The sequence below is a fragment of the Tenacibaculum amylolyticum genome, from assembly GCF_964511145.1.
Taxonomy (GTDB): Bacteria; Bacteroidota; Bacteroidia; order Flavobacteriales; family Flavobacteriaceae; genus Polaribacter; species Polaribacter amylolyticum.
The window spans coordinates 94,059-120,181 of sequence record NZ_CAZEFZ010000033.1; the positions used below are offsets into that span (position 1 = coordinate 94,059).

A 26,123-nucleotide genomic window follows, 5' to 3' on the forward strand; every position below is an offset into this window, starting at 1 on the left:
CTTGATTCGAGAAGCTTTTGAAATAGAATAGCTACTTATTAATTTCTACGATCCCAAAATTTTGAAGAATTCCATCTTCTTTCTTCTCGATAATACCGAGTCTTTATCTCCTTATATTGATCAAAATTTCTTTGAATATCTTCTTGATACACCTTCGTTGTTAAAAAACCTTCTTCTAACTCTTGGACAATATGCTTTGCCGCATAACAAGCCGAACTTATAGAGAAACCAATCCCCATAGAAGAAATTGGATCAAAAGATACAGCTGCATCTCCAATTGCTATAAATCGATCTAAACTACTGCTATCTGTAAGTTGTGTTTGTGCGTTTTTTATCCATAATTTATTTGAAAGTGCATGAGAACCATCGATGAGACCTTTAACATGTTTGGTTTTTTGTAGTCTGTTTTTCCAATTTTCTATTTGATGAAGTTTATATTCTGAAATAATATCTGCATCAGAAAACAAAGTCATTACCATTTTTCCATCTGGTAAACAAGCTGTGTACCACCAACCTAAAGCTGTTGCTTCTATGGTTTGTTCAAATATCTTTGATATATCCTCTCGTTCTAAGAATAAACCTACTCCCATTAACGCATCGTATGTTTGTGAAGATGCTCCAATTTTCCTACTAACATTTCCTGATCTTCCTGAAGCATCTACCAAATAATTAGCTGTAACAGTAAATTTCCCTTCAACGGGATGACTCATTAACACTCGCCAACTTTTATCTTCTAATTGTTCATAATCTAAACATTTTGTTCTTGGATAAATAGTAGCGCCTCTTTCAGCAGCTACTTCGATCAACTTAAAATCGAATTTTTCTCTATCCATCTGATACGTTGCTTCTTCTGTTGTAAAAATTGTATTTGTTGTACTTACCGTATCGCTTCCCCAGTAAGCTTTACTCGCATATGCAGGCATAAAACAATCATCTTCAAAATCATTCTTATTTAGTTGTAAATAATCTATCAGATTAAATATACTAGACGATACATGTTCTCCTACTCTAATATGATTAAAGTCTGATTGTTCTACAAGTGTTACACTACAATTTGAATAATTTAGCAAACTTAATGCGGCAGAGGCCCCACTAGGACCTCCACCAACAATAAGTACATCTGTGTGTTGTATTGTCTCTATCATTAGCGTCTTATTCTTGTTCCAGAACGTGGTAATCCAAGTCCTTCACTACTAATTTTTATCTTTTTAAATGTTCGTCGTTCTAGAAAAGCTACTAGTCTTTTAGCCTTTTCACTTTTTTCTCCTACACTCTTTAAATCATTATTTATATAAAAAATAGGCACTGTAGTTTCATTATCAGAATCGTCTCCTGTAACTTGCCCTATTCCTAATTCTTTAAATGAAAAAAGTTCGTTTGTACGTTCTGTTTCTGTAAAGTAAGGGAAGCCTTTATCTTGTGAGTTTACATTTCTAATAAAAGCCATGGCCGACCAATGTTCTACCATTTGAACAAAGCTATTGATCCCACGAGCATAATTTACTTGTTGTCCTGCTGGAAAATGTGAATTCATTTGTCCTTCTACAGTAATTTCACCTGTTAAAACATCCCATGGACTTTGTGGTGGCCACCAATAAGAGTAATAGGTAGGCGGTAATGGTTCTCTTTGGGAACTTTCATACGTTCTAACTGTTGTTTCTTTTTCAGTATTGATAACTTCTCCTAATGAATCTTCTTCTGGGTTTGTCCACGTTTTATTTGTGGTTGTTTCTACTCTTTCTGTAGTAGTAACATTTGCTTTATTAAAATCTGGATTCGTAAAGTTTACGGGCTGTATAGTGCATTGGAAGAAGTCTGCTTGCCAAGGACAAGCCATTCTTTTAGTTAAATCTCCTGGTTGACAACCGCCTCCTTCAGCTTCATCTCTGGAAGGTGACAACCCTGTTTTATTGTAACCTCCAAGGCCTTTTTGATCTGCTATAACATAAGGTGCTTCGTATATACTTGGATTTTGTAAACTCCACGTTACTTCTATACCTGGACACATTGGTAAACCTACACAATTACCTACACTTGCCTGATCTTCTTTACTAATAGCAAATGGCTCATAGTCTGGATTATTTTCAAAACTCCCATTAGCCCATTGTTCAAGCATAAAATACTGTGTATCGTTTAATGCTAAGAACTTTACAATATTTACATTACTTACTGAATTACTTCCTGAGTTTAATGGCATCATTGGAAACATATCATCTCCTTGCGTTTTAAATAACTCAGATTGTGGTTGGTTTGAAGAAGTATCTGATTTATCGTTTGGACGTCTAAAATATGCGAAATAGTTTAGTCTATTAGCTTTATTTTCCTCACTAGGATCAGATAAGTCAAATACATTTGCTGAAAATGCTATCATGGATTGTACATTGGCAACCCATTGGTAAGCAGCAAAACGTTTTACAATAGGTAAAATGTCTCTTTGGTAATTTACTATATACGAACTATTAAACTGTCCATTTGTACACATACTAGGTACTAGGTTAAAGGCACGTACTCCAACATCAAACATGGTATCACTTAGGTTAGAAATATTAACTATTTCAGGAGCAAAATCTGGTGACCCCACAATAACCCAAGCTTGTAAAATAACTGATGAAGTACCATCGTTAAATGTAATCTTACAATACACAGGTCCGTCTGAAATGTCATCATGCCATGTATTAGAACCACCGTAACTAGTTAAAGGTTCATCTCCTCCTGCATGACCATATCCTCCTAAAACGATAAGCCTTCCTTCATCATCTGTTTTTAAATCTCCTAATGTTTTTATTTCGGTTCCATATTTAACACCTTGTCCATCTTCTGATGTTCTAAGATCTACACTTCCATCTTCAGAAATAGTATGGTTAGAAGGAAAACGATCTGGATAACCATCGGGTACAGATGCTTTATCAAAACTTATACTTTGGTTAGCACCAGAAACTGTTCTGGGCCCTGGATCTATAATTAAAGCTTGCCTAGCTTCTCCTTCAACAGCTGGGTTTCTTAATTCAACTTTCTGATTTTTATAACTATTCTCTGGACCATACAAAAGGTTTCCTTTTAGCTCACTAAATTGATACCAAGCTGCCTTTTTATTGGCTAAATGCACAGTCCATTCCATATTTTCTACATTAGGTGAGTTAATGGTAAGTTCAACACCTTCTGCATTAAAAATTTTAAATAGTTGACCTTGCCTTCTTACTTGACTTTCTTCGTCTTTGAAATGTTTAATGGGTCCTAATTTGTTTCCTGATGCATCGGCTTCAAAAGGAAGTCCTCCAATGCTATCTGGAGAAAGACAAAACTGTCCTTCACTATTCCCTAATCTAGCTACTCCTACCGAAGGGCTAATTTTAAATTCCATAGTTATATGATTTAAGAGGTTAATTGGTTTATATATTTTGTTTTTTATAACACTAGCATTAATTCAATTTATCGCTAAGATTTATTAAGAATATCAACTTAGCAGTTATCCTAAAATCACTACTGTTTTTATACTATAACCTTATAACAATACCTGTAGTCATGTAAATTATTATTACACACTATCAGTAATAAAAAATGTTATTTGCTAATGTTTAAGAAAACTTAATTTGTAGAAAACAAAACTTAAATGTTTGTTTACTATTATTCGGGGTTTAGTATTTGGTTTCTTTCAAAGTTAGAGATAAATTATTTTCTTTATACAGGAAAACACCTTAATCATTTCTAAAAGTTCGCTTTTTTTACACTATGACTAACCACAATTTGTAACAGCAATTATTACGTTATTTTTTATGCTTAAAACATAAAAAAACCCGAGAACATTCTTACACTGATCTCGGGTTTTAATTACAGGGGATTACTAATTTTTAGTAATCAAAAAACTACTTCACTAGTATCTTACGAGTCGTTCTTTCTCCTGTTGTATTATTTTCTACTTCTAAGATATAAAATCCTTTTGTAATATCCTCAATAGAAATCCTTATTTTTTGCTGATTATCAAAAGAATAAGTCTTCAACACCTGACCACTTACATTTAATAAACGTATATTCCCTTTATGTAAACCTTTAGACATTACATCATTTCTTGATAATAAAACATCTAAATATGTTGTTGCTGGATTTGGTTTAACCATTACAGGTAAACTCTTAGTTTTAGAAGTTGTATTTTCAATTTTTACAGCTCTAGCACTTGATTCACAACTAGGCGCTTGTGAAGAGTTACTAAAATAAATTGTAAACCCTCCGTTCTTTGAAACCATTACAAAATTATTTCCATCCATTGTTACCCAATAAGTACCATCTAAATCTGCAAATCCTGATCCACTAATGGTTACTTCTGGCTCTGCTTGATTAAAACTTTGGCTAACTTTAGGTAATAAGTCATTCCACCATGCTGGAACTCCATTAGTAGTAAGGATTGAAAATTGATACAATCCATTATTTTGTAAATCCCAATTAATTGTAAAGTTATTTAAGTTACTAAGATTTGGTCCTCCATTTCCTAAAACATGTGCGTTATTGTATTGCTTATTTCCAATATTTGGTAACGGAGTAGCTAATGGCGCTCCAAATCCACAGTTTAATGGTTCTTCAACTGTAATCACTTTTGTCGCTACATCTACTCCATAAGGATTTATTACTGTAAGTGTAGCTGTATATGTACCAGCATCTGTATAAGTAGTAGTAATCGTTTCTCCACTTCCTGTTTGACCATTTCCAAAATCCCATGTATATAACAGGCCTGTTCCTGAAGGATCTGCAGAATCTGAAGCATCAAAACTTACAGTTAAAGGAGCTGTTCCTTGGGTATCGCTCACAGAAAAAGCAGCTACTGGCGCACCATCAGTAACTTTAAGTACTTTGGTTTTTGTTCCAGTTTCATTTCCATCACTTACCGTAAGAACTACGGAATAATCTCCAATATTAATATACGAATGTGAAACTGTTACTCCAGTAGCTGTAGTACCATCTCCAAAATCCCATGAGTATGTTAACGCATCTCCATTTGGATCTATAGAATTAGAAGCATCAAAGAAAGCTGTAGTTGGCGCTACATATACATCTTGATCTGTTGTAAATTTTGCAATGGGTGCTCCACTTGTAATTTTTACAGTTTTTGTTTCATCATCTGTATTAACTCCATCACTTACAGTTAACTTAACTGTATAATTTGCAGCTGTAGTATAAGTATGAGTTACTGTTACTCCGCTAGCTGTAGTTCCATCACCAAAATTCCATGTATATGTTAATACATCTCCATTTGGATCTGTAGAACTAGAAGCATCAAATGAAATAGTTGCAGGAGCAGGAGCATTGGTAGATGAGGCAGTAAATGAAGCCTTTGGAGTATTTCCACCTGGTGCTTCAACACCATGAATTAACTCTCCATCGTTATACATTGGAATTTTTGTAGAGTTTATTCTTGTGTTTCCACTTAACCCAATTGCAGAATAATCATTACTAATGTCCCAAGGCATACCGTGAGATACCTGTATATTTATCTGCGCTTCTCTTCTACTTTCCGATTGTCCTGCTGGAGCTACATTTTCACCAGGAAAAGAAACTTCAGCATAGTATACATGATTCTCTTCATCCCATGGTTTTACAACTAACGAGCTACTTCCTTGCGAATAACTTAAGTTTATATTATAATCGTTTATAGAATATCCAGCAGCTACACCTTCACTAATATTAAAGAAATATTTAAACGATAATTTTTTTACAGCTCTAGCAGGCCATGCTGTGTGATTTCTAGCCATTACAGAAACTGTAACTCCATATTGATTACTACTATTAAATTTTGCATCTGCTAAAAACTCATTAGTAGGTGTTTCTTCTATTGGGAAATTTGCTAACGGAGTTCCTCCAAATTCATTGTACATTCTTGCTAATGCTCCTGTAAAACCTGCATTATAATCACAAGCTACTTCATTTGCTATATAATCTCCTCTATCGTCTGTGTATTGATCGTTTGCAGCTCCAGGTCCACCAACAAGTGCTCCATAAAGCGTATGTCTACTAACTGTTGGTGGCCCAACTAAGTTATTCGTCCAAGTTCCATGTGCTGTTCTATGATGTGGATTTTTTGGTGGATTGTTACCAAATCCTACTACATAACTTCTATTACTTGGATTATCTCCTAAAATATAATTGATTTGATTCACCGCAAAATTGTGATACGTACTTGCTTTTGAACTTGGAACTTTATCACTATAAACAAAAGCTAAAAAAGCTGTATTTGCACTATGACGTAAAGACCCCCAAGTAGTTAAGTGCGCCTGACCTCCTGGACTATATGCAATTCGCTCTCCATTAAATCCTGTTGTCCAATAATCTAAGTGTCTTTCTGAATCACTCTTATATTTTTGTTTTCCAGTTATATCTGCCAACAATACATAAGAACCATAAGATTTATCATCCCACGCAAGTCCCCATTTATAAGCTTTAAAGTTTGTTTGCCCTTCATTACCTAAGAAGCTATATTCTGATTCTGCTTTGGTTAAATAAGTCGCATTTCCTGTAGCTTTATATAACCAAATTGCGCCCCATACAATTTCATCTTGGTAACCGCTCCAAGATTTATAGTAATCTGCCGCGTCTGTAATAGCATCAGAATATTTACCTCTGTAAGTATCTGCAAAACTATAGAGTTGCTCTGCATGTGTTATTAAAGTTGCACTATACGATGGGTCTGAATCTGCAAAAACCATACTTGCTGCTGCTAAAGCTGCCGCAGTTTCTCCAGCTAGATCTGAACCTGGCTTAGCTGTTGTAATTTTATACGCTGGCCTTGTCATTGGCATTACTTCTGCACTCCCCCACCAAGCGTGATCGGCGCTTCCTTTACCTACTTGGCCGTAAAACTCATTTGGTGCAGTATGACATTTGATAAAGTAATCGCAAACAAATCGTAAGTTTTTCTTCATTTGCTCTAATTGCCCACTATTTTCATAAGCATCTTTATACTCTATCATTCCCCATGCTAAAACAGTAGTTGAATATGCCATTGGGAATCCAAATTTTACGTGGTCTCCTGCATCGTACCATCCTCCTGTAAGATCGATTTGTACATCTGAACCATCATCCATTCCTGAATTACCTCTCCAGGTTACTCGATTCCAATCAGGAATTTCTCCAGATTGTTGTGCTTCGTAAAAAAATATTGATTTCTGTAGTGCTTCTCCATAATTATATTGTGAAAAACATGGGAAAGAGACTACTAATAAAAGTAGTAGTAGTTTATAAAATTGTTTAGATTTCATGGTTTTTAAAATTGATAAATTCATTCCTCGCCAATAATATAAAAGCACAGTAATACTTGCCTATATGATTGACTTGTGTTTTAAAATTTGATGTAAATAACCTAGAATTGAGGAAAGAATGCTCAGGGGATTCTTAGTTGTTTTAAATTCTAGAATGTTAAACTATAATTAACTCTATTAATCATGATTTGTTAGAGTTAACTTAAAAGCTCTGTAGATATCGATACCTATTCTAATTTAAACATAAAAAACTATATACCAATAACTTGATTATTATATTGAGCTTTTTTTTTAATAAAATGTTTTTTTCTGTATAATGCTTTCTTAGCTATAAATAAACACTCTTTATTTGTTTAAATTATATTCATAGAAAACGATATCGTTACGTAATAAAAACGAGGCCGAGCACTTAATTAAAAACTAAATATTTCGACCTCGATAATTAATGTGATATTCTATAACAGGTTAAAAAACCTTCGTCCTGTTAAACTTATAATACCCTAAAATCACATTAACTTAATTTTAGAAAAAGAGGAACTACTTTACAATAACTTTATTATTGATTATAGTTCCCCTTTCATTATCCCTAAACTCTAAAATGTAAATTCCTTTTAGTAAACCATTTACAGGAACTTGTTTTTTATTTACTCCTGAAATAGCATATTTCTTTATTACTTGTCCATTTAAATTGATTAGTCGTATTTGTCCTTTATTTACCTTATTCGGTAATAATACATTAATATAATCTTGTGTAGGATTTGGGCTTATTAATACTACAGGGAACGTTTTACTTTTCTCAGTAGTAATTGCAGTTTTAGCTCTCGAAGCACTTGAACTACAATTAGGTTGAGTTGCTGAATTACTTAGATAAATAGCAAAACCACCTATTTTAGAAACAAGAATTAAATTTCCATTGTCAATGGTTACCCAATAATTTCCATCAAACCCAGAGAATCCAGATCCTGAAACAGTAATATCTGGTTGTGGTTGACTAAAGTTTTGAGTTACTTTTGACAGTAAATTATTCCAATACGCAGGAACTCCGTCGTTTGTTAAAACTGAAAATTGATAGAATCCATTATTAGCTAAATCCCAATTAATTGTAAAATCACTTACATTACTAAAATCTGGTCCTCCATTTCCTAATACATAAATATTTTTATATGATTTATTTACCGACCCTAATGGATTATCTATTGGTGTACCAAAACTACAGCTTCCTGAAGTAATTGTATCTACAATAACAGTCTCACTTTTAGAATCTTCTACCTGGCCATCGCTTACCGTTAGCTTAATTGTATACAAACCGTTTTCAGTATAAATATGAGAAGCAGTAACTCCTTGCTCAGTTGTTCCATCTCCAAAATCCCAAGTATACGTTAATGGATCTCCATCTGGATCATAGGAAGCATACGCCTCTACTGTTACACTAGCACCTGTTGTTCCACTAGTAATTGTTTTAATAAAATCTGCGACTGGTGGATTATTTGTGCTTATGTTAACTTCATTTGGAATTAAAGGTGCTAAATGTGGTGTTAACACATCTAACTTCCATTGATGTGTTGTTACCCAATCGCCTGTTAAAATTCCTCCTGTATCTCCAGAATTTGGATTCATGCACCAGAATGTCCATGAGTAATTACTTCCCATAAAGTTCATAAACTCTGTAAACCAAGTATATGCAATTCCTCCAAAAGCTCCTTGATCTCTAATTCCAAATTCTCCTAAGAATATTGGTGAAGTACCTTCTTCATATAAATAATGATAATTCTTTTTCCATATTGCAGGCATATTATTAGGAAAGTTAGGTTCGTTAAACCAATCTTGATTAAATACCTCTGGTCCATATTCATGAGCAGAATACATTAATTTACTTGGGTTTGACAATTGAATAGGATATTTCTTAGCTCCCATTAATTGTCCTCCCCACCAATAACTATTTCCTTCAAACTCACCAACACCTTCTACAATAATTAGCACATTAGGATTTGCAGCTAACACTGCATTTCCACATCGTTCAGCGGCTTTATTCCAATCTGTTGCCGGATTGCTATTACCCCAAGTTGACCCATGTGGTTCATTATTCAAATCCATTGCTACTACAGCAGAAAAGTCTTTATATCTATTTGCCATAAAAACCCAATCCTGAATCCAACGTGCTTCAGAATATTGACTTGTATACCAAAGTTCTTCATTCAAAAAACCATCTGCAGCTCTTGAATGATTATCTAGAACAACTTTTATATCGTTGTCTTGACACCATTGTACCAATACATCTAATAATTCTATAGGCTTTGTAATTTGCCCTTCAACTTCATTCATTGGAGAAATTCCAGTGTATGGGTCTGCTCCATAAGAAGGAACATCTATTGTTTTTCCTGGATCTAACATTTCGTTACACCAGGGTACTCTAATAGTATTAAATCCTAAATCTTTAATTTGCTGTAAGACACTTTTCATATCACGTGTCCAAATACCATGTGGAAAATAACTTTGTGTTTCAAATCCAAACCAATTTACACCTGTTAATCTTACCACTTGCCCTCTTGAGTCTATGAGCTTATTTCCAGAAACATTCAAATAATTTGGCTGTTGTTGTGCTTGTAATAGCCAACCAAAACATAAACAACATACAAATAAAATATTGTAGATTATTTTTTTCATCGTTTTTGATTTTAGTAATTATTGAGTAGTATTCCCAATTTAAAAGAAAGAGGAAAGTATGTACTCTCCTCTTTTCCCTAACCACACAATGAATCATAATTACTTTATTATGATCTTGTTTCGTTGTACCTTATTAATTGAAAGGTCGTTCGTTTCTAAAATGTATAATCCTGAAGGTAATTTTCCTAATGACATTTGAGTACTTTGTTGCCCGTTAGTCATTAAGTCAGTTTTTATTACTCTTCCTGATAAATCAATTAATCTAATTTCTACGTCTCCTTTTCCTTCATTTCCTACATAAATATTTAAAATATCTGACGTTGGATTTGGTCCAATACCTACTATTGGTGCAGACTTTGGCGTATCTAATCTTTCTGATGTATCCTCTCCGAAGAATAATCCATATTCTGCATTTGCTAATGCTACTTCAATTTGAGCCCAACTTCTGTGGTAACGCGTTGTATAATCTACTCCTGATTCGTAAGCTGCTTGTAAAGCTGGGAATTCTGGATCGTTATAGTAATTAGATCTAATGCTTAAGAAAGTAGCTCCTGGAGAAATTGCATCTCCGTTAGCCATTGTTCCGTTATAACTGTTTGGAACAAATACTTCTTGTGTAAAGAATCTGCTATAATCTCCTCTTGATTCTGGAGCAGAAACTCCTTTATCATCACGGTATGTTCTCCACATTCTATCTAAGATTTCTTTTGCTAAATCTCTAGAAGCTGCATCAAATTTTCCATGCTCTCTAGTAGCTGCAGCATAGTAAATTAATGCTTTTGCTAATGAAGCAGCAATTCCTAAATCTTTACCGTAATTAACTACATTTACACTTAATCCATTGTTAGCTCCTGGATTGTTAGCATTCCAAGTATCTGGTTGTCCTGACCATTCTAAAGTAGAAGGAATTTCAAAGTCGTCAGATCCTAATAATCTAACTTCACTTTTAACCCAACCAACCCATTTGTCCATGATTTTCTTAGCTCTAGCATCATTAGTTATGTAATAATACTCAGCAACACGTTCCATAGACCATGCTTGCCATCCAAACCAAGTACCACTTCCTGGATCGTGATATACTGGATTATCGTCATATGCCATATCGTAGAAAGTAGCTTTTCCACTTGGGTATGTACTGTAGTTTCCATTCCAGCTGTTAGTTGCCCCACCAGCGATTGCTCCTTCTTTAGATTGTAACCACTCGTAAAACTCCATTTGTCTAGTTAAACTTTCACTCCAATCTCTATGTCCGTTTTGAGATAATGGTCTCATATCTTGCTCTTGAGTTAATGCATAAGCTGCTACAGGGTTTTGGTATCCGAAGTGACAGTGACTTGCACTAATTCTATATGCCCAAGGATATTGTGCTCCTACAGAACCACCCCAAGAAATATACCAAGACATTAAATAGTGTGCACTATCATATCCTGTTCCTGCTCCATTAGTTTCGCTTTGTACTCCCATTGGCTTAAAGTACTTATCGAACATTGCTAATCTTAAATAGTCTCCCATTTTAACAGCTTTGTCCATATCTAAATTACTAATGCTAATCCCTTGTTCTTTAGCATATCTTTGTGCCCAGTACATTGCTTGTACAACTCTTGCATCTGCATCTGGTGCACTAGTATATCTCCATTGCTTAGAATATGTTTGATCTCCAATAAAGAATGGTAAAAATCCATCTTGTCCACCCCAGTTAAACTCTTCCCAAGATGGGTGAGGAATTGTTTCCCATACTGATTCTTGCTCTCCTCTTTGGAATGTGTTGATATAAGAAGGCGTACTTGTTCCGTCTCCTCTATTTCCGTATCCGTAGAAGTTATCGTTATCTAATAACCAGTGCATTTGATATACATCTTCTCCATAAGTAGCTGTTAAGTCTGGAGAAATTGGATCTACTCCTACTGGAGCTGAAAAGTTTAATGGTGATGGATAATCGTCTGGTAATGGGAATTCTGGTGCATATGTAGCTGGACTACTAGGGTCGTATTGTGCGTTTGTAGGTTGATCGTCGTGTGTTGGAATGATAAACTGCTCTAGTTTTGTCCATACATTGTTTAATTCAGACCAATCTCCGCTTAATTTTCCGTGCATTACTTCTAACCATATCCAATATGAGTATAACTCACTTGTAGACTCGTGTCCGTAATCTGGTGCTTCTACAATTAATGTTTCAATTGAGTGGTGAGGAGAACCATCTGCACTAAAGTATCCATTTGCTGGATCGTAGAACTCAGAACGGATTTCATTAAATCGTCTAAAATACTCGTTATCTCCTGGTCCGTTATCATCGGTAACACTAATTGGAATTACTTTTTCACCTTCAGACCCTAATCCGTCACTTACTGTTAATTTAGCTTGGTAAATTCCATTAGCAGTATATGTATTTTGTACAACTACTCCTACTGCTGTGTTTCCGTCACCAAAATCCCATGTATACGTTAACTCCTGTCCATCTGTATCATAAGAAGCCGAAGCATCAAAATCTACTAATAAAGGAGCTGTACCATACGTTGGTGTAGCTGAAAACTCGGCAACTACTTTATTTACACAAGTAGGTGCTATAGCTGAATTACTAAAGTAAATTCTATAATTAGCTGTTTTAGATACCAATACAAAATTACCGTTATCTGTAGCTACCCAATAACTTCCGTCTAAACCTGGAAAACCTGAAGAACTAATAGTTACACCTGGTTGATTTTGGTTGAAGTTGTGTGTTACTTTACTTAATAAATCATTCCACCAAGAAGGAATTCCATTATTTGTAAGCAACGAAAATTGATATAATCCATTATTTTCTAAACTCCAATTAATTGTGAAGTTAGTAATATTACTAAGGTTTGGCCCACCATCTCCTAATACATGCACATAACTATATGTTTTATGATTAGTAGTGGCTAACGGCGAACTAGCAGGGGTTCCAAAGTCGCAAGTGGTCTGCGAAAACGCATTGAGCGTAATGAGAATAAGTATTAGTACGCTAAGTTTTCTTAATTTCATTTTGATTAAAATTTGGTTAATTCATTCCTCGTCAATAACATTAAGGCATTAGAATTCTTTTAGCCTTTTGCTTTGACCTGTTTTTAAAAATTATTAATGTAATTAGCCTAGAATTGGGGAAGAATGCTCGGGGGATTCTTATACAATTAAATTCTAGAGGTTTTTTAACTACAATTAGTTTTATAAATTAAAAATTTACCAAACTAACTTAAAGTTCATTGATATCGATATCCACTCCAATTTAGTCATAAAAAACTATACGGCAATACCTCTAATTGTATATTGAAGCTTTTTTTTAACAATTTGTTTTTTTTGTATAAATCTTAAAATTTTATCAAAAATTCAATAAAAAATCAATTTTAACACATAATCAATACATTTTTAACAATTTATAATACATTGTTTACAAAAAAAACCTTCACTAAAAAGTGAAGGCTTTAAACAATAATAAGTATTGCTTTATTATTTCGCTGGTGCCATTTTAGCTTGAATAGCACTCATTACACCTGTAAATTTTTTAGCTGCTTCTGCATCTAAAGATCCAACGATCTCTTTTCCTTTAGTAGCTAATTCTACACCTTTTTTAGCTAATTCAGCGTTTTTAACTACATCTTTACCTGCAGCTAAGTATTCTTTAGCATATTCTGAATAAGACTGTAAGTACTCTCCTACTTTAGGGTCTTTAAATTCTGGAATAGAAATTCCTTCTAAAGCAGACTTTACATCTCCAGCAGAATCGTTAGCTACTTCTTTTACTTCCTCTACTACTCCATCTACAGCTTTCTTAGCTTCTTCTGCAACAGCATCTGCTGCTTTTTTTGTTTCTTCTACTACAGCTTCTGTAGCGTTTTCTACTTTTTTCTCTGCTTCTTTAGCTTCTTGCTTACAAGAAGTTGCAACTAAAGAACCAGCAACTAAGACAGATAAAATTACTTTTTTCATGTTTTCTGATTTTGAGTTTTTGTGATTGATTAACAAATGTAGTATTTTGATTAAATTAATCAAATAAAACCATAGAATTATATAGCTTCAGCACTGAATTGCTTTTCGTATAAATTCCTGTAATAGCCATCGTTTTCTAATAATTTTTGGTGGCTTCCTTGCTCTACAATCAATCCTTTATCCATAACCAGAATTGTGTCTGCTTTTTTAATAGTGGCTAATCTATGTGCTATAACGATTGAAGTTCTGTTTTTTGTTATTTTATCTGTAGCATATTGAATCATTTGTTCTGATTCTGTGTCTACTGAAGAGGTTGCTTCGTCTAAAATTAAAATGCTTGGTTCACTTACATACGCCCTTAAGAAGGCAATTAATTGTCGTTGTCCAGAAGATAACATTGCACCTCTTTCTTTCACATTATAATGATACCCGTTTGGCAAGCTCTCTATAAAGTTGTGAATTCCTATTTGTTTAGCAGCTTCTTTCACCTTTTCTAAAGAAATACTTGTATCTCCTAAGGTAATGTTGTTTAAAATAGTATCTGAAAACAAGAATACATCTTGTAACACAACTGCTACTTGCTTACGCAATGAGTTTAAATCATATTTTTCTACTGGAGTTCCATCTACCATAATTTGCCCCCTATCTATTTCATAGAAACGACTAATTAAATTGATAATCGTTGATTTTCCTGCTCCAGTGGCTCCAACAATAGCGATAGTTTCTCCTTTTTCAGCTTGGAAAGAAATTCCTTTTAACACTTCTTCTCCTTCAATATAACTAAACCTTACATCTTTAAACTCTATATTTCCTTTTAGGTTATCTGCTACTATTGTTCCTGAAGTATCAATAGAACTTTCTGTATCCATTACTTTAAACACACGTTCTCCAGATACAATCCCCATTTGTAGTTGATTGAATTTATCTGCTATTTGTCTTAAAGGTCTAAATAGCATTTGTGCCATTTGAATAAAACTAATAATTGCTGCAACATTAATAGCATCATTATCCACTACTTGTAAACCTCCATACCATACAATTAATCCGATAGCGATAGAAGATAGTATTTCTGCAATAGGAAAAAAGATAGAGTAATACCAAACAGTTTTAATATGAGCTGCTTTATGTTTGTCGTTTATCTTTTTAAAGTTCTCATATTCTATACGTTCTCTATTAAATAGTTGAACGATTTTCATTCCAGTAACTCGCTCTTGTACAAAACCATTTAAATTAGCTACTTGGTTTCGAACATCTTGAAATGTTTTTTTAATGGCTATTTGAAAGAGTTTGGTTGCATAAATTAAAATTGGGAGTACCGCTAAAGCAATTAATGCAAGCTTCCAATTAATTACAACCATTACTACAACTACCACTAACATTTTAAGTACATCACTAACAATCATAAATACTCCTTGTGAGAAAAAGCTAGCAATTGTTTCTATATCTGAAACAACTCGTGTTACCAACTTTCCTACTGAAGTATTATCGAAATATGACATTTTAAAACCTATGATACGTTGAAAGGTTTTTGTTCTAATATCTTTAATAATATGCTGCCCTACCCAATTTGCATAATAAATGAATGTAAATTGAAATAGTACTTGTACCAATAATACTGCTAACATTGCCATGGTAAAATACAATAGCCTAATTTCACTTTTATGAAGTGTAAAATCTTCTATTGCTTTGTATAATATTACTGGGCTCGCAGCTGAAAAAATTGCTAATAATATGGTAGATATGGTAGCAATCCAAAATCGGGTACGGTACTTTTTTGCAAAGCTCATAAGCCTTGCGAAAATCTTTATATCAAATGCATTTCCTGTTGTATTCTTACTCACAATCTATGTAATTATATGCTACTTCTGTTAAAAATAATCCTTTTGCAGGAACAGATACACCTGCTTTACTTCTATTTTTACTTTCTATTACTGCTCTAAAATCTGCCACTGTTATTTTTTGTAAACCAACATCTAAAAGTGTTCCTACAATAGCTCTTACCATATTCCTTAAAAAGCGATTTGCAGAAATATAAAACGTTAGTTCGTTGCCTTCTAATTTCCACTCTGCGTTGGTTACTGTACAATTAAATGTATGTACGTCTGTTTTTACTTTAGAGAAGCACTCAAAATCTTCATATTCATATAATATGGCCGCTGCTTCATTCATTAAAGCAATGTTGATATTTTTATAGTTTAATTGCCAAGTGGTATCTAATGCAAACGGATTTCTACCTAACCATATTTTATACTCATAACTTCTACTCACAGCATCAAAACGTGCATGTGCATCTTCTGTTACTATAATGGTTCTGTAAATTACAATATCATTTGGTAAAATTGCATTTAGTTTATAGGTAAAGTTTTCATCTAACTCCTTATCAAAATCAAAATGCGCATACATTTGCGATGCATGTACACCTGTATCTGTTCTTCCAGCTCCTACTACTGCAATTTCTTTTCGTAAAATGGTACTCAATGCTTTTGTAAGTTGCTCCTGAACTGAAATTACATCAGGCTGTACTTGCCATCCATAGTAGTTTTTACCGTTGTATGAGAGCTCTAAAAAGTATCGCAAAAATTGACTTGTTTTAAAAGGCTAAACTACGGATTTTATTTGGTTATAAGATTTAGGATTTTCTTAAAAAAAGTAAAAAAGCAAAGGATAATTTCCTTTGCTTTTTGTTTTTTAATTGTTTGAAATATACTTCTAATTTGGTCCTGCAAGAGAAGATCGTCCCGTACATTGCGCTCCTGCTCCTCCGCATTGGTTTCTGTATTCTTATTAAGGAAGTTTTATTACGATTCTTTGTACCTTAGCTATGTGAAAAAAATCTTACTCTTATCTGATACGCATAGTTATATTGATGCACAAATAGAAAAGTTTATACTACAAGCCGATGAAGTTTGGCATGCTGGTGATATTGGCGATTTAAAGGTTACCGATACTATTAAAACATTAAAACCTTTGCGTGCCGTGTATGGAAACATTGACAATACTGATGCACGTGCAGAATTTCCTTTAGATAATAAGTTTGAAGTGGAAGGTGTAACTGTATGGATAACACATATTGGCGGATATCCTGGAAAATACAATCAACGAGTTAGAGCAGCTTTACAAAAGAATCCACCAAAACTTTTTATTTGTGGACATTCTCATATTTTAAAAGTACAGTTTGATAAACAATTAAATTTATTACACATTAATCCTGGCGCAGCAGGAAAACATGGTTTCCATAAAGTACGTACCATGGTACGTTTTGAATTAGATTCGGGGGAAATCAAAAATATGGAAGTTATTGAATTAGCAAAACGCTAAGCCAAGTGCTTTTTAGGTGCTTTTTTTCGCACTACTGGAATTTTTATAATGGCTTTGGTCCCTTGTCCTTTAGAAGATTCTATTAAAAAAGTTCCATTCATCATATGAATTCTGGCTTTTATTTGGTTTAAACCAACGCCTTTTTCTCCTTCTTTTTTGTTTTTAAAGCCAACACCATCGTCTTTTACAATAATATTCATCGTTTCTTCTTCTTCCTCCATAATAATATATGCATTTTTTGCACTACTATGTTTTAAAATATTATTGATGAGCTCTTGAATAATATTGAAGATTTTTATCTCATAATCTTGAGAATAACGATACACATTATGAATAGCCGTATTAATTTTAATACTAGAATTACTAAATTTTTTAGCAGCATCTTTTACCGCATACTCTAACCCAAACTTTAATAAAATAGAAGACATTAAATTATGCGACAAATCTCTAATTTTTTGAGAAGCCTCGTTTATAATTTCCTGTGTTTTTGCTATTTCTAGAGGTGTATGCCCATTGAATTGCTTTTGGCTAGCTTGTAAATGCATACTTGCAGAAGATAACAAAGCACTAACATTATCGTGTAAAATTTCTGCTATTTGCTTACGTTCAGTTTCTTTACCGTCTATAGTTGCATTTAATATTTTTACTTGCGACTGCGATTTTAAACGTTCTAACTTACGTTGTTGCTTTAACTCGTTTTGCGAAAGTTTTAAACTTAAATTACGTTGTCTTAGCTTATATAAATTAGCTAAGTATAAAAATAACAGCGATACTAAAACTCCTGTAATACCTATTATCCAAGTTTTACGCTCTAATTGTAAACGTTTTACCTCTTCAGCTTTTTTTACAATATCTACATTATGCTCAGCTTCGATTCTTTTTAAATCTTTCTTTAACTTATTTGTATTTAAACTGTCACGTATTGCATAAGAGTCTGTAACAAATTCATAAGCTTTGTAATCTTTTAAATTATATAACGCCCAAGCAATATTATCATATAATATCTCTTTATAACCTAAAGCCATTAACGATTTATCATTTTTTAAATATGTTAATGCTTTACCATATATCTCTTTACCTTTATTAAACTGTTTTCTTTCAACATATAGATTAGCTAGATTCATATAACCTAGAACTAATTCCATGTTATCATTCTTTAAATTTGTTTTAATCTTAATAGATTTTAACATGTTTTTTTCAGCTTCATTTAAATTACCTTCCACAGCCTGCATATTCCCTAAATTCATAAATGCTGTACCTTTTAAACTCTGCACAGTATCATTAATACTATTAAGGTTTATCAACTCGTTTAAAAAGTATTTAGAACTATCAATTTTTTTTAATTTTTTAAAAACCAATGATAATTGTAAGTAATTATCAGCTAGTAGAAATTGAGAATCACCTTTAAAATCTTCAAACTTTTCCTCATTTAGTTTTAACGATTTTTTTAGATGCATTAATGCCTTTGATAAATCTCCTGCTTTTCTAAAAATCTTACCTGCAAGTATATTTATTTTAACTTTAAATTCAGGATCTTTAATATCCTTATCTATAAGAGGTAAAATTAATTTTAATGCTTTTGTATATTTTTCTTGTTCGTAATTTATTTTAGCTAATTCATATTTTCGAATTGTAATTATGGAATCTTGTTCTTTCTGTAAATCAGAAGCAGAAAAAGCCGAGTTATAAAACTCCGCTTTAATTTGTATTGATAGAAATATAAAAGCAAGAAATATTAATTGTTTTATATAAGTTTTATTAGAAATATTCTTAATAAATAGAACCTCCATCTCCATATCTAGGCATACGTTTTGTTTGGTAAGCAATAGATCTACTCAAATCCGAGCTCTTTGCTCCTTCATTATTTACTTTGATGTAATTTACAAAATCTATTTTTAATGGTAAACTAGGTGATTTTGTATATATTTTTGTAAAAGTAGTACTACTTGCCGTTTCATCTTCTTTTAAATGTACTTCGTAAATATTTTCGTTTGCGTTATATTCAAAATTTACTGAAATACCTTCCTTAACAGTAAAATCTAGCACGTAGTTAGCTCCTTGAAAATATTCTACACTATAGGATTGTAAGAAATTAGGATTTATTAGACCTTTCCCCATTACGATGTTTTCATCTTCTACTGTAATAGAATTCTTCTGTATGCTATTTTCAAATACACCAATTTTTATCTTATCATTTTCTAACTCTAAAGATTGCTTTTTATTGTCAAGGCCGCTGTATCCATCAAATGCTTGTATTTTGTTTGTATTTGTTGCAGCGTCTTTTTCCATCTCTACATGCGCACCTTCTACTAGCTCATAATCTATAGAATACCTACCGTTGGTATCTCTACTTACTTTATACGACTTCAATAACGTTTGCTCCTGATTTACAGGTACATTATCATCGTTAGAACAAGATGATATAAGGGCGCACAATGCTACTAAAAAAGGTAAGTAACTTTTTTTCATGATTACAAATTTTAAGTGGATTAATGTGATCTTTATAAGAGAGGTAGATCAACGGGGGACAAATATTTTTAAGTTGGTAACTTCTTTATTATTAAAATGAAGAAGGCTTGACAATCGCACATAATATAGTTCGGGGGGGAACATATATAAGGACGGGGAACCTCTATATAAAATTGAAGGGAGGTTAATTAAACTATATTATTTTTTACAGCATAAATTGCCAAACCTACTACATTCTTTACTTTAATTTTTTTATACAAATTTCGTCTATGAGACTCTATCGTTTTAATTGTTACATTTAACTTGTCTGCTATTTCAGAAGTACTATATTCTTGTGTTATCAATTTTAATACTTCTACTTCTCGCTCTGTGAGCGGTTCGTTAGCAGCGCTACTTTTAATTGCTTCGTCAGTTTTAGATTCGTTTATGTACAAATCGAACAAACTGTTCTTAATTTCATCACTATAATACTGCTCTCCCCTATGCACCGCCTTGATCGCTTGTATTATGTGTTCGCTCGCCGATCCTTTCTCTATGAAACCATTTGCACCTAGTGCAATCATTTCCTGTACTATTTTAGGATCGCTTAACCCTGAGAGAATTATTGTTTTCTGATTAAAGCTTCTGTTTTTGAACGTTTTTAGTACTCCAATACCATCTAACTTTGGCATATTTATATCGAGTATTAATACATCGGCTTTATTATTTTTTGACCATTCTATAACTTGTTTTCCAGTTAACGAGTAGCCTTCTACTTCAATATTATCGTCTGTGTTTATCAAAGCCGAAACTCCTTCTATTACAACTTCATGATCATCGGCTATGTGAACTTTGATTTTGTCTCTCATTGTTACATGTACAAATTTATAAGGTTAATACGTTGTGACCAAATTACAAACACCCTGAAAACCTTCTCAGGGTTTCCCTTGAAGTTCTAAGGGTAAACCCTTAGACACCCACTTAGGGTTGTCCCTTAAACACTAGTGTTAAAGCACTTAAAGGTAGCTATTTATATAACAAAAAAAAACCGAGACTATTGCTCGGTTTTTATCGCACTAAATATACTAAGATGTTAGGTTTATCGTAATCTATCTACAGATTTTACAAGATCTTCATCCTTTTTAATGGCTTTGTTAGCTATTACTAATAATAAGATAACAATTACAGGAAAGAACATCCCAATACCTTTCTCAGAAACCGCAGCTTCTCCAGATAACGTTAGAGATAAATATACCAACACTCCTAATAAAAAAAGGTTTGTCAAAATATTTAAACGACCTAATACAAATTGTAGCTTTCTATTCTTAAATAGAAAAATGGTCACAATTGCTAAAATGGCCGATACTATATATAATATAGGTACAATTTTTTCTAAAATGGAATTTGCACTTAAAAGGTCTGTTGAAAAAACATTTCCATTTATAGTACTCCATAAACTAAATACAAAAGTTAAACCACCAGAAATAATTCCGACTAATAATAAGTATAAGGTTTGTATTCTTTGTATCATTTTGAAAAATTAGGAGACAAATGTACATTTTCTTTTTATAAAAAGAAACTTTGCATATTAAAATATTTACCTATATTTGTCGCGACGGTGACCTCACAAAAGTTTATAACATTATACTTAATTAGTGTCCTACCCAAGAAGAATCTAGACGAAATCCCTTTTCTTATAATATACTTTGTAATTTAAAAATATTCTAATGTTCGAAATCTCGGATTTAAAATCAAAAAAATTAGTTGAACTACAGGAAATAGCTAAAGCTATTGGTCTTAAGAAAACAAGCCAATTAAAGAAGTTAGATTTAATATATAAAATCTTAGATACTCAAGCAGAAGCTATAAAGGAACAACCTGTAAAAGAGCAACCTAAAAAGGCTGCTCCTAAGGCGAGTTCTGCTCCTAAAAAAGAAGCAGCGCCTAAAAAAGTACAAAAAGAAGCTGTTAAAAAGGAAGTTACAGAAACAAAAACTGAGAAACCTAAAAGAAAACGTATTTCTAAGTCGGCTGAGAAACCTGCAGCTAGTGCTTCAAGTAACCATAATAATACTTCGAACACTAATACACCAGCTCCAGCAACTACTAAAGAAAATACAGAATCTACTAAGGAAGCTTCTAATAAAGATCATAAATCGCAGCAAAGAAGTCATTCTGGCTCTAGTAATAAAGACGACAAGAGACAGCATAACAACAAAAATCAGCAGCGAAACAACAATAATCAGAACCAACAAAATAGAAATAATAAGCATAACAAAAACCAACATCAGCAGCATAAGCACAAGAGTGGTAATCGTTATCGCGACCCAGATTTTGAGTTTGATGGTATAATAGAAAGTGAAGGTGTATTAGAAATGATGCCAGACGGTTATGGTTTCTTACGCTCTTCTGATTATAATTATTTATCGTCTCCAGATGATATTTATGTATCGCAATCTCAAATAAAACTATTCGGATTAAAAACTGGTGATACTGTACGTGGAAATGTACGTCCTCCTAAAGAAGGTGAAAAATATTTTCCATTAATACGTGTATCTAAAATTAATGGTTTAAGTCCTAATATTGTAAGAGACCGTGTGTCTTTTGAGCATTTAACTCCTTTATTTGCTGAAGAGAAATTTAATTTAGCAGAAAAAGGTAGTTCATTATCTACAAGAATTATCGACTTGTTCTCTCCTATTGGTAAAGGACAACGTGGTATGATTGTAGCACAGCCTAAAACAGGTAAAACTATGTTATTAAAGGATGTTGCAAATGCTATTGCAGCTAATCATCCTGAAGTATACCAAATTGTTTTATTAATAGATGAACGTCCTGAGGAAGTTACTGACATGAAGCGCAATGTACGTGGAGAGGTTGTTTCTTCTACTTTTGATGAGCCTGCAGATAAGCATGTACGTGTTGCTAATATTGTATTAGAAAAAGCAAAGCGTTTAGTAGAGTGTGGACATGATGTAGTAATCTTATTAGATTCTATTACGCGTTTAGCTCGTGCTTATAATACTGTAGCTCCAGCTTCTGGTAAAATTTTATCGGGAGGTATAGATGCTAATGCATTACACAAACCAAAGCGTTTCTTTGGTGCTGCTCGTAATATTGAGAACGGTGGTTCTTTAACTATTATAGCTACTGCACTTACAGAAACTGGTTCTAAAATGGATGAGGTTATCTTTGAGGAATTCAAAGGAACTGGTAACATGGAATTACAATTAGAACGTAATATTGCTAATCGTAGAATTTACCCTGCTATTGACTTAATTAAGTCGAGTACACGTAGAGATGATTTATTATTAGATCCTAAAACTGTACAACGCATGTGGGTATTACGTAAGTATTTAGCTGATATGAATCCTATTGAAGCAATGGAATTTATTCAAGATAGAATTAAGTTCTCTAAGAGTAATGAGGAGTTCTTAATTTCTATGAACGGATAAATAGATAACACTATATCTTATAAAAAAACCACTCGTAATTGAGTGGTTTTTTATTTAAATATTATCTAGTCTCGGAGAAAGTCATTGCAAAGAAGATATTACTTCAGCTCTCTTAAATTATTGTTCGATAAAACTCAAGGCGCACTCAGAGAATGCTTTGTAATGATAAACAACCTTAAGTAGCTAAACAATAACATATAAATTCAAAAGCCATTTCTTTCGAAATGGCTTTCTTATTATGGATAAATGACCTTTTGTAAAGGAATATCGTATTTATCCAACCCTTCAATTGTATCTACTGGACTAAAAAAGTTTAAACCAACAGTGATAACGTCTGCTTTACAGTTACTTAAAAAGCGATCGTAGAATCCTTTTCCATATCCTACTCTGTAATTCTTTTTATCGGAAATTAATAAGGGGACAAATACTAAATCAATTTTGGTTACATCAAAATCTTCTGCTCCTACAGGTTCAGGAATACCATATTCATTGATTTCTAATGTAGTGGATGGTGCAAATATATAATGTTTTAAGCTATTGTCCTTAAAATTACTTTTACTAATTATAATACTTATTTGCCTTTTTCTTAAAAATTCAATAATTGGATACGTATTAATTTCTTTTTGTTTTTCTATAGGGAGAAAAATATGTGCATTCGAAACCCCAGTAAAATCAAGGTCAGAAACTTGGTTATATATCTTATTTTGTAACTGCTCTATTTCTGATTCTGTTAGTTCTTTCCTTTTTTGCTTGTATATTTTTCTCAGTTCTTTTTTATCCATGCTGCAAAAATATTAAGAAAATCTTTCTACGTGAAAAGGCGCTATATCTATACTTGTTTTTTGTTCAGAAACTAATTCCGTAATTAATTTTCCCGTTGCTGGTCCTAAGCTCCACCCCATCATGGCATGTCCTGTAGCAACTAATACATTTGTTATACTAGACAATCTTCCTATATAAGGTAGCCCGTCTGGAGAGCAAGGACGTAATCCACATTCTGCTGCTATTTTTTCCTCTTCCTTAATAGCTAGGTTAGTATAGTAACTTTTAGCAGCATTTGTAATTGCATTCACACGATTTTTATTGATTTTGTGATTAATCCCGCCTATTTCCATAGTTCCTGCAAAGCGTGTAAATCCGTTCATTGGAGTTACTGCTACTTTTGCTTCTAGCAAAATAGAAGGAGTTGTAATTCCTGTATTTGTGTAGGTATCTATTCTATATCCTTTTCCTGCTTGTACTGGAACATTTATTTTTAATTTCTTTAAAAAGTTTTGTGTCCAAGAACCTGTAGCAACTACCAACTCATCGCATGTATGTGTTGTATTATTTGTTATTATAGATGTTAATTTGGTTCCTGACACTTCTACATCTTTCACCTCTTCTCCTAATGCAAATGTTACTCCTTTTGCTACTAAATAGTTTTTCATTTGGTACATAAAATCATTCGGAGTCATATGTCTATCTGTACTATAATGTATTCCTCCTTTTATATCTAAAGAAACATTTGGTTCTAACTTGGTAATTTCTTCCGCAGATAATTCTGATACTTTAAGACCGTATTTCTTTGCTTTTTCAGCAACTTGCAGTTCTTCTTCCCCAGCTTTATCTGTTTTATACAACATTAACAACCCTTTGTCTTTATAGAAAAAATCGAATTGATTTGTACTTTTAATTTCTTCGTATAATGTTCTGCTTAAAATATTGATATCTAATATTGCTGGAATAGATTTTTCTACCCTGTTTGCTGTTGACGCTTGTTTAAACAACCAGGACCATTTTAAAAAATCGTAATCTAACCTAGGTTTTACATAAAAAGGACTAGAAGTATTCAACATCCATTTTATTCCTTTATTAATAACTCCTGGTGCTGCTAATGGAATAATATGACTGGGCGTAATTAAACCTGCATTTACAAATGAAGCTCCAGAAGTAAAATCAGACTTATCTATTATAGTTACCTCATTTCCTTCTTGATGCAAATAATAAGCAGTACATAAACCTATAATTCCTGCTCCAATAATTACTACTTTTTTACTCATACTAAATCACTTGAAATCCATGTGCATATGGATCGTCTTCATCGTCTATTACAATTGTATTATATCCATATACTTTTGCCCATCCTTTAATACTTGGTATGATTGCTTTTTTACCATCAAGTTCAGTTTCCTTTTCTACCTTACCTATAAACTTACTACCAATAAAGCTTTCATGAACATATTCTTCTCCTAAAGAAAGTTTTCCTTTTGCATATAATTGTGCCATTCGTGCAGAGGTTCCTGTACCACAAGGACTTCTATCTATGGCTTTATCTCCATAAAAAACAGCATTTCTTCCAGATGATGTAGCATCTATTGGTTTTCCTGTCCACAACATATGAGACACATCTTTAATAGTTTCATTTTCTGGATGTATAAACCAATCAGAATATTTTTTATTAATTGCTTCTCTAACTACTTGTGAGTATTGTATGATTTTAGATGCTGATACATCTTGGATTCCAGAAAAATTCTTTTGAGGATCTACAATTGCATAATAATTTCCTCCATAAGCTACATCGAAAACAAGCTCTCCTAATTCTGGACACATTACAGTCAATTCTTCTGCTGCCAAATAACTTTTTACGTTGGTCAATTGTACCCATTTTACTTTCCCTTCTTCTTTCTGATATTCAATCTCAACCAAACCTGCAGGTGCTTCCATTTTTATTTTCCCTGGTGTTTTGGGTTGAACCAATCCTTCTTCAATGGCAATGGTAATCGTTCCAATAGTTCCATGTCCACACATTGGTAAACATCCAGAAGTTTCTATAAATAAAATGCCAAAATCATTTTCTGGGTTTTGTGGTGGATATAGAATTGAACCACTCATCATATCATGACCTCTTGGTTCAAACATTAATCCTTTTCGAATCCAGTCGAATTCTTTTAGAAAATGTTGCCGTTTTTCACTCATCGAATTTCCTAAAAGTTTTGGCCCTCCTTTAGAAACTACTCTTACCGGATTTCCACAAGTATGACCATCTATACAAGTAAAAACAGTTCTCATA

Annotated in this window: 17 protein-coding genes; 2 read left to right on the forward strand and 15 right to left on the reverse strand. The window is 32.9% G+C overall.

The genetic code is table 11. The features are described 5' to 3' along the window. Nucleotides 1-38 precede the first annotated feature (38 nt). The 8 genes from lodB to truA form a co-directional block, all read right to left on the reverse strand. Nucleotides 39-1,145: a lysine-epsilon-oxidase maturase LodB gene (gene lodB, locus ACKTTC_RS11515; protein WP_408039977.1), complete on the reverse strand. Its 1,107-nt coding sequence runs from the start codon at nt 1,143-1,145 to the stop codon at nt 39-41. Further along, entirely contained in the window at nt 1,145-3,361 is a 2,217-nt protein-coding gene (gene lodA / locus ACKTTC_RS11520) for a CTQ-dependent lysine 6-oxidase LodA (RefSeq protein ID WP_408039978.1), read from the reverse strand. Before lodA ends, lodB begins: the two co-directional genes overlap by 1 nt. Nucleotides 3,362-3,863: 502 nt before the next feature. Continuing rightward, nucleotides 3,864-7,244 (reverse strand): glycoside hydrolase family 9 protein, encoded by a 3,381-nt coding sequence (locus ACKTTC_RS11525; protein ID WP_408039979.1) that lies wholly within the window; start codon nt 7,242-7,244, stop codon nt 3,864-3,866. A 537-nt stretch (nt 7,245-7,781) separates the two neighbouring features. Beyond that, the gene (locus ACKTTC_RS11530; RefSeq protein WP_408039980.1) at nt 7,782-9,908 is read right to left on the reverse strand and encodes a cellulase family glycosylhydrolase; all 2,127 of its coding nucleotides are present in this window, start codon (nt 9,906-9,908) and stop codon (nt 7,782-7,784) included. A 99-nt stretch (nt 9,909-10,007) separates the two neighbouring features. Then, nucleotides 10,008-12,908 carry a glycoside hydrolase family 48 protein gene (locus ACKTTC_RS11535; protein ID WP_408039981.1) on the reverse strand — a complete coding sequence of 967 codons (2,901 nt, stop codon included), beginning with the start codon at nt 12,906-12,908 and terminating at the stop codon, nt 10,008-10,010. A gap of 462 nt (nt 12,909-13,370) precedes the next feature. Beyond that, the gene (locus tag ACKTTC_RS11540) at nt 13,371-13,850 is read right to left on the reverse strand and encodes a hypothetical protein (protein WP_408039982.1); all 480 of its coding nucleotides are present in this window, start codon (nt 13,848-13,850) and stop codon (nt 13,371-13,373) included. Between the two features lie 77 nt (nt 13,851-13,927). Beyond that, on the reverse strand, nt 13,928-15,637 hold the full coding sequence (locus ACKTTC_RS11545) for an ABC transporter ATP-binding protein (protein ID WP_408040042.1): 1,710 nt from the start codon (nt 15,635-15,637) through the stop codon (nt 13,928-13,930). Nucleotides 15,638-15,683: 46 nt separating this feature from the next. After that, nucleotides 15,684-16,427, reverse strand: a complete 744-nt coding sequence (truA, locus tag ACKTTC_RS11550; protein WP_408039983.1) for a tRNA pseudouridine(38-40) synthase TruA — start codon at nt 16,425-16,427, stop codon at nt 15,684-15,686. A 246-nt stretch (nt 16,428-16,673) separates the two neighbouring features. Here truA and ACKTTC_RS11555 point away from each other — a divergent pair, with 246 nt between their 5' ends. Continuing rightward, entirely contained in the window at nt 16,674-17,168 is a 495-nt protein-coding gene (locus ACKTTC_RS11555; RefSeq protein ID WP_408039984.1) for a metallophosphoesterase family protein, read from the forward strand. Here ACKTTC_RS11555 and ACKTTC_RS11560 read toward each other — a convergent pair. The 4 genes from ACKTTC_RS11560 to ACKTTC_RS11575 all read right to left on the reverse strand — a co-directional run bounded on the left by ACKTTC_RS11560 (nt 17,165) and on the right by ACKTTC_RS11575 (nt 21,147). Further along, nucleotides 17,165-18,964: a tetratricopeptide repeat-containing sensor histidine kinase gene (locus ACKTTC_RS11560; RefSeq protein WP_408039985.1), complete on the reverse strand. Its 1,800-nt coding sequence runs from the start codon at nt 18,962-18,964 to the stop codon at nt 17,165-17,167. The two genes, ACKTTC_RS11555 and ACKTTC_RS11560, sit on opposite strands and share 4 nt — an antisense overlap. Continuing rightward, on the reverse strand, nt 18,939-19,637 hold the full coding sequence (locus tag ACKTTC_RS11565) for a hypothetical protein (RefSeq protein WP_408039986.1): 699 nt from the start codon (nt 19,635-19,637) through the stop codon (nt 18,939-18,941). The genes ACKTTC_RS11560 and ACKTTC_RS11565 overlap by 26 nt, the downstream gene beginning before the upstream one ends. A 188-nt stretch (nt 19,638-19,825) precedes the next feature. Then, nucleotides 19,826-20,485: a response regulator gene (locus tag ACKTTC_RS11570; RefSeq protein WP_408039987.1), complete on the reverse strand. Its 660-nt coding sequence runs from the start codon at nt 20,483-20,485 to the stop codon at nt 19,826-19,828. A gap of 230 nt (nt 20,486-20,715) precedes the next feature. Then, complete coding sequence (locus ACKTTC_RS11575) at nt 20,716-21,147, reverse strand: DUF4293 domain-containing protein (protein ID WP_408039988.1); 432 nt, start codon at nt 21,145-21,147, stop codon at nt 20,716-20,718. A gap of 196 nt (nt 21,148-21,343) precedes the next feature. Between ACKTTC_RS11575 and rho the strand changes: the two genes are divergently transcribed. After that, nucleotides 21,344-23,071 (forward strand): transcription termination factor Rho, encoded by a 1,728-nt coding sequence (rho, locus tag ACKTTC_RS11580; protein WP_408039989.1) that lies wholly within the window; start codon nt 21,344-21,346, stop codon nt 23,069-23,071. Between the two features lie 236 nt (nt 23,072-23,307). Here rho and ACKTTC_RS11585 read toward each other — a convergent pair whose 3' ends face one another. From ACKTTC_RS11585 to ACKTTC_RS11595, 3 genes are read right to left on the reverse strand one after another with little or no spacing between them, the layout of a single operon-like run. Continuing rightward, nucleotides 23,308-23,853, reverse strand: a complete 546-nt coding sequence (locus ACKTTC_RS11585; protein WP_408039990.1) for a 5-formyltetrahydrofolate cyclo-ligase — start codon at nt 23,851-23,853, stop codon at nt 23,308-23,310. Nucleotides 23,854-23,865: 12 nt separating this feature from the next. Then, nucleotides 23,866-25,113 (reverse strand): NAD(P)/FAD-dependent oxidoreductase, encoded by a 1,248-nt coding sequence (locus ACKTTC_RS11590; RefSeq protein WP_408039991.1) that lies wholly within the window; start codon nt 25,111-25,113, stop codon nt 23,866-23,868. 1 nt (nt 25,114) lies between these two features. After that, nucleotides 25,115-26,122, reverse strand: coding sequence for a 4-hydroxyproline epimerase (locus tag ACKTTC_RS11595; protein WP_408039992.1), 1,008 nt, complete (start codon nt 26,120-26,122; stop codon nt 25,115-25,117). Nucleotide 26,123 lies beyond the last annotated feature (1 nt).

What these genes read in the sequence shown, in the direction of transcription:
- lodB (WP_408039977.1), bottom strand. Translation starts at nt 1,145, where the DNA reads ATGATAGAGACAATACAACACACAGATGTACTTATTGTTGGTGGAGGT.
- lodA (WP_408039978.1), bottom strand. Translation starts at nt 3,361, where the DNA reads ATGGAATTTAAAATTAGCCCTTCGGTAGGAGTAGCTAGATTAGGGAAT.
- ACKTTC_RS11525 (WP_408039979.1), bottom strand. Translation starts at nt 7,244, where the DNA reads ATGAAATCTAAACAATTTTATAAACTACTACTACTTTTATTAGTAGTC.
- ACKTTC_RS11530 (WP_408039980.1), bottom strand. Translation starts at nt 9,908, where the DNA reads ATGAAAAAAATAATCTACAATATTTTATTTGTATGTTGTTTATGTTTT.
- ACKTTC_RS11535 (WP_408039981.1), bottom strand. Translation starts at nt 12,908, where the DNA reads ATGAAATTAAGAAAACTTAGCGTACTAATACTTATTCTCATTACGCTC.
- ACKTTC_RS11540 (WP_408039982.1), bottom strand. Translation starts at nt 13,850, where the DNA reads ATGAAAAAAGTAATTTTATCTGTCTTAGTTGCTGGTTCTTTAGTTGCA.
- ACKTTC_RS11545 (WP_408040042.1), bottom strand. Translation starts at nt 15,637, where the DNA reads ATGAGCTTTGCAAAAAAGTACCGTACCCGATTTTGGATTGCTACCATA.
- ACKTTC_RS11560 (WP_408039985.1), bottom strand. Translation starts at nt 18,964, where the DNA reads ATGGAGATGGAGGTTCTATTTATTAAGAATATTTCTAATAAAACTTAT.
- ACKTTC_RS11565 (WP_408039986.1), bottom strand. Translation starts at nt 19,637, where the DNA reads ATGAAAAAAAGTTACTTACCTTTTTTAGTAGCATTGTGCGCCCTTATA.
- ACKTTC_RS11570 (WP_408039987.1), bottom strand. Translation starts at nt 20,485, where the DNA reads ATGAGAGACAAAATCAAAGTTCACATAGCCGATGATCATGAAGTTGTA.
- ACKTTC_RS11575 (WP_408039988.1), bottom strand. Translation starts at nt 21,147, where the DNA reads ATGATACAAAGAATACAAACCTTATACTTATTATTAGTCGGAATTATT.
- rho (WP_408039989.1), top strand. Translation starts at nt 21,344, where the DNA reads ATGTTCGAAATCTCGGATTTAAAATCAAAAAAATTAGTTGAACTACAG.
- ACKTTC_RS11585 (WP_408039990.1), bottom strand. Translation starts at nt 23,853, where the DNA reads ATGGATAAAAAAGAACTGAGAAAAATATACAAGCAAAAAAGGAAAGAA.
- ACKTTC_RS11590 (WP_408039991.1), bottom strand. Translation starts at nt 25,113, where the DNA reads ATGAGTAAAAAAGTAGTAATTATTGGAGCAGGAATTATAGGTTTATGT.
- ACKTTC_RS11595 (WP_408039992.1), bottom strand. Translation starts at nt 26,122, where the DNA reads ATGAGAACTGTTTTTACTTGTATAGATGGTCATACTTGTGGAAATCCG.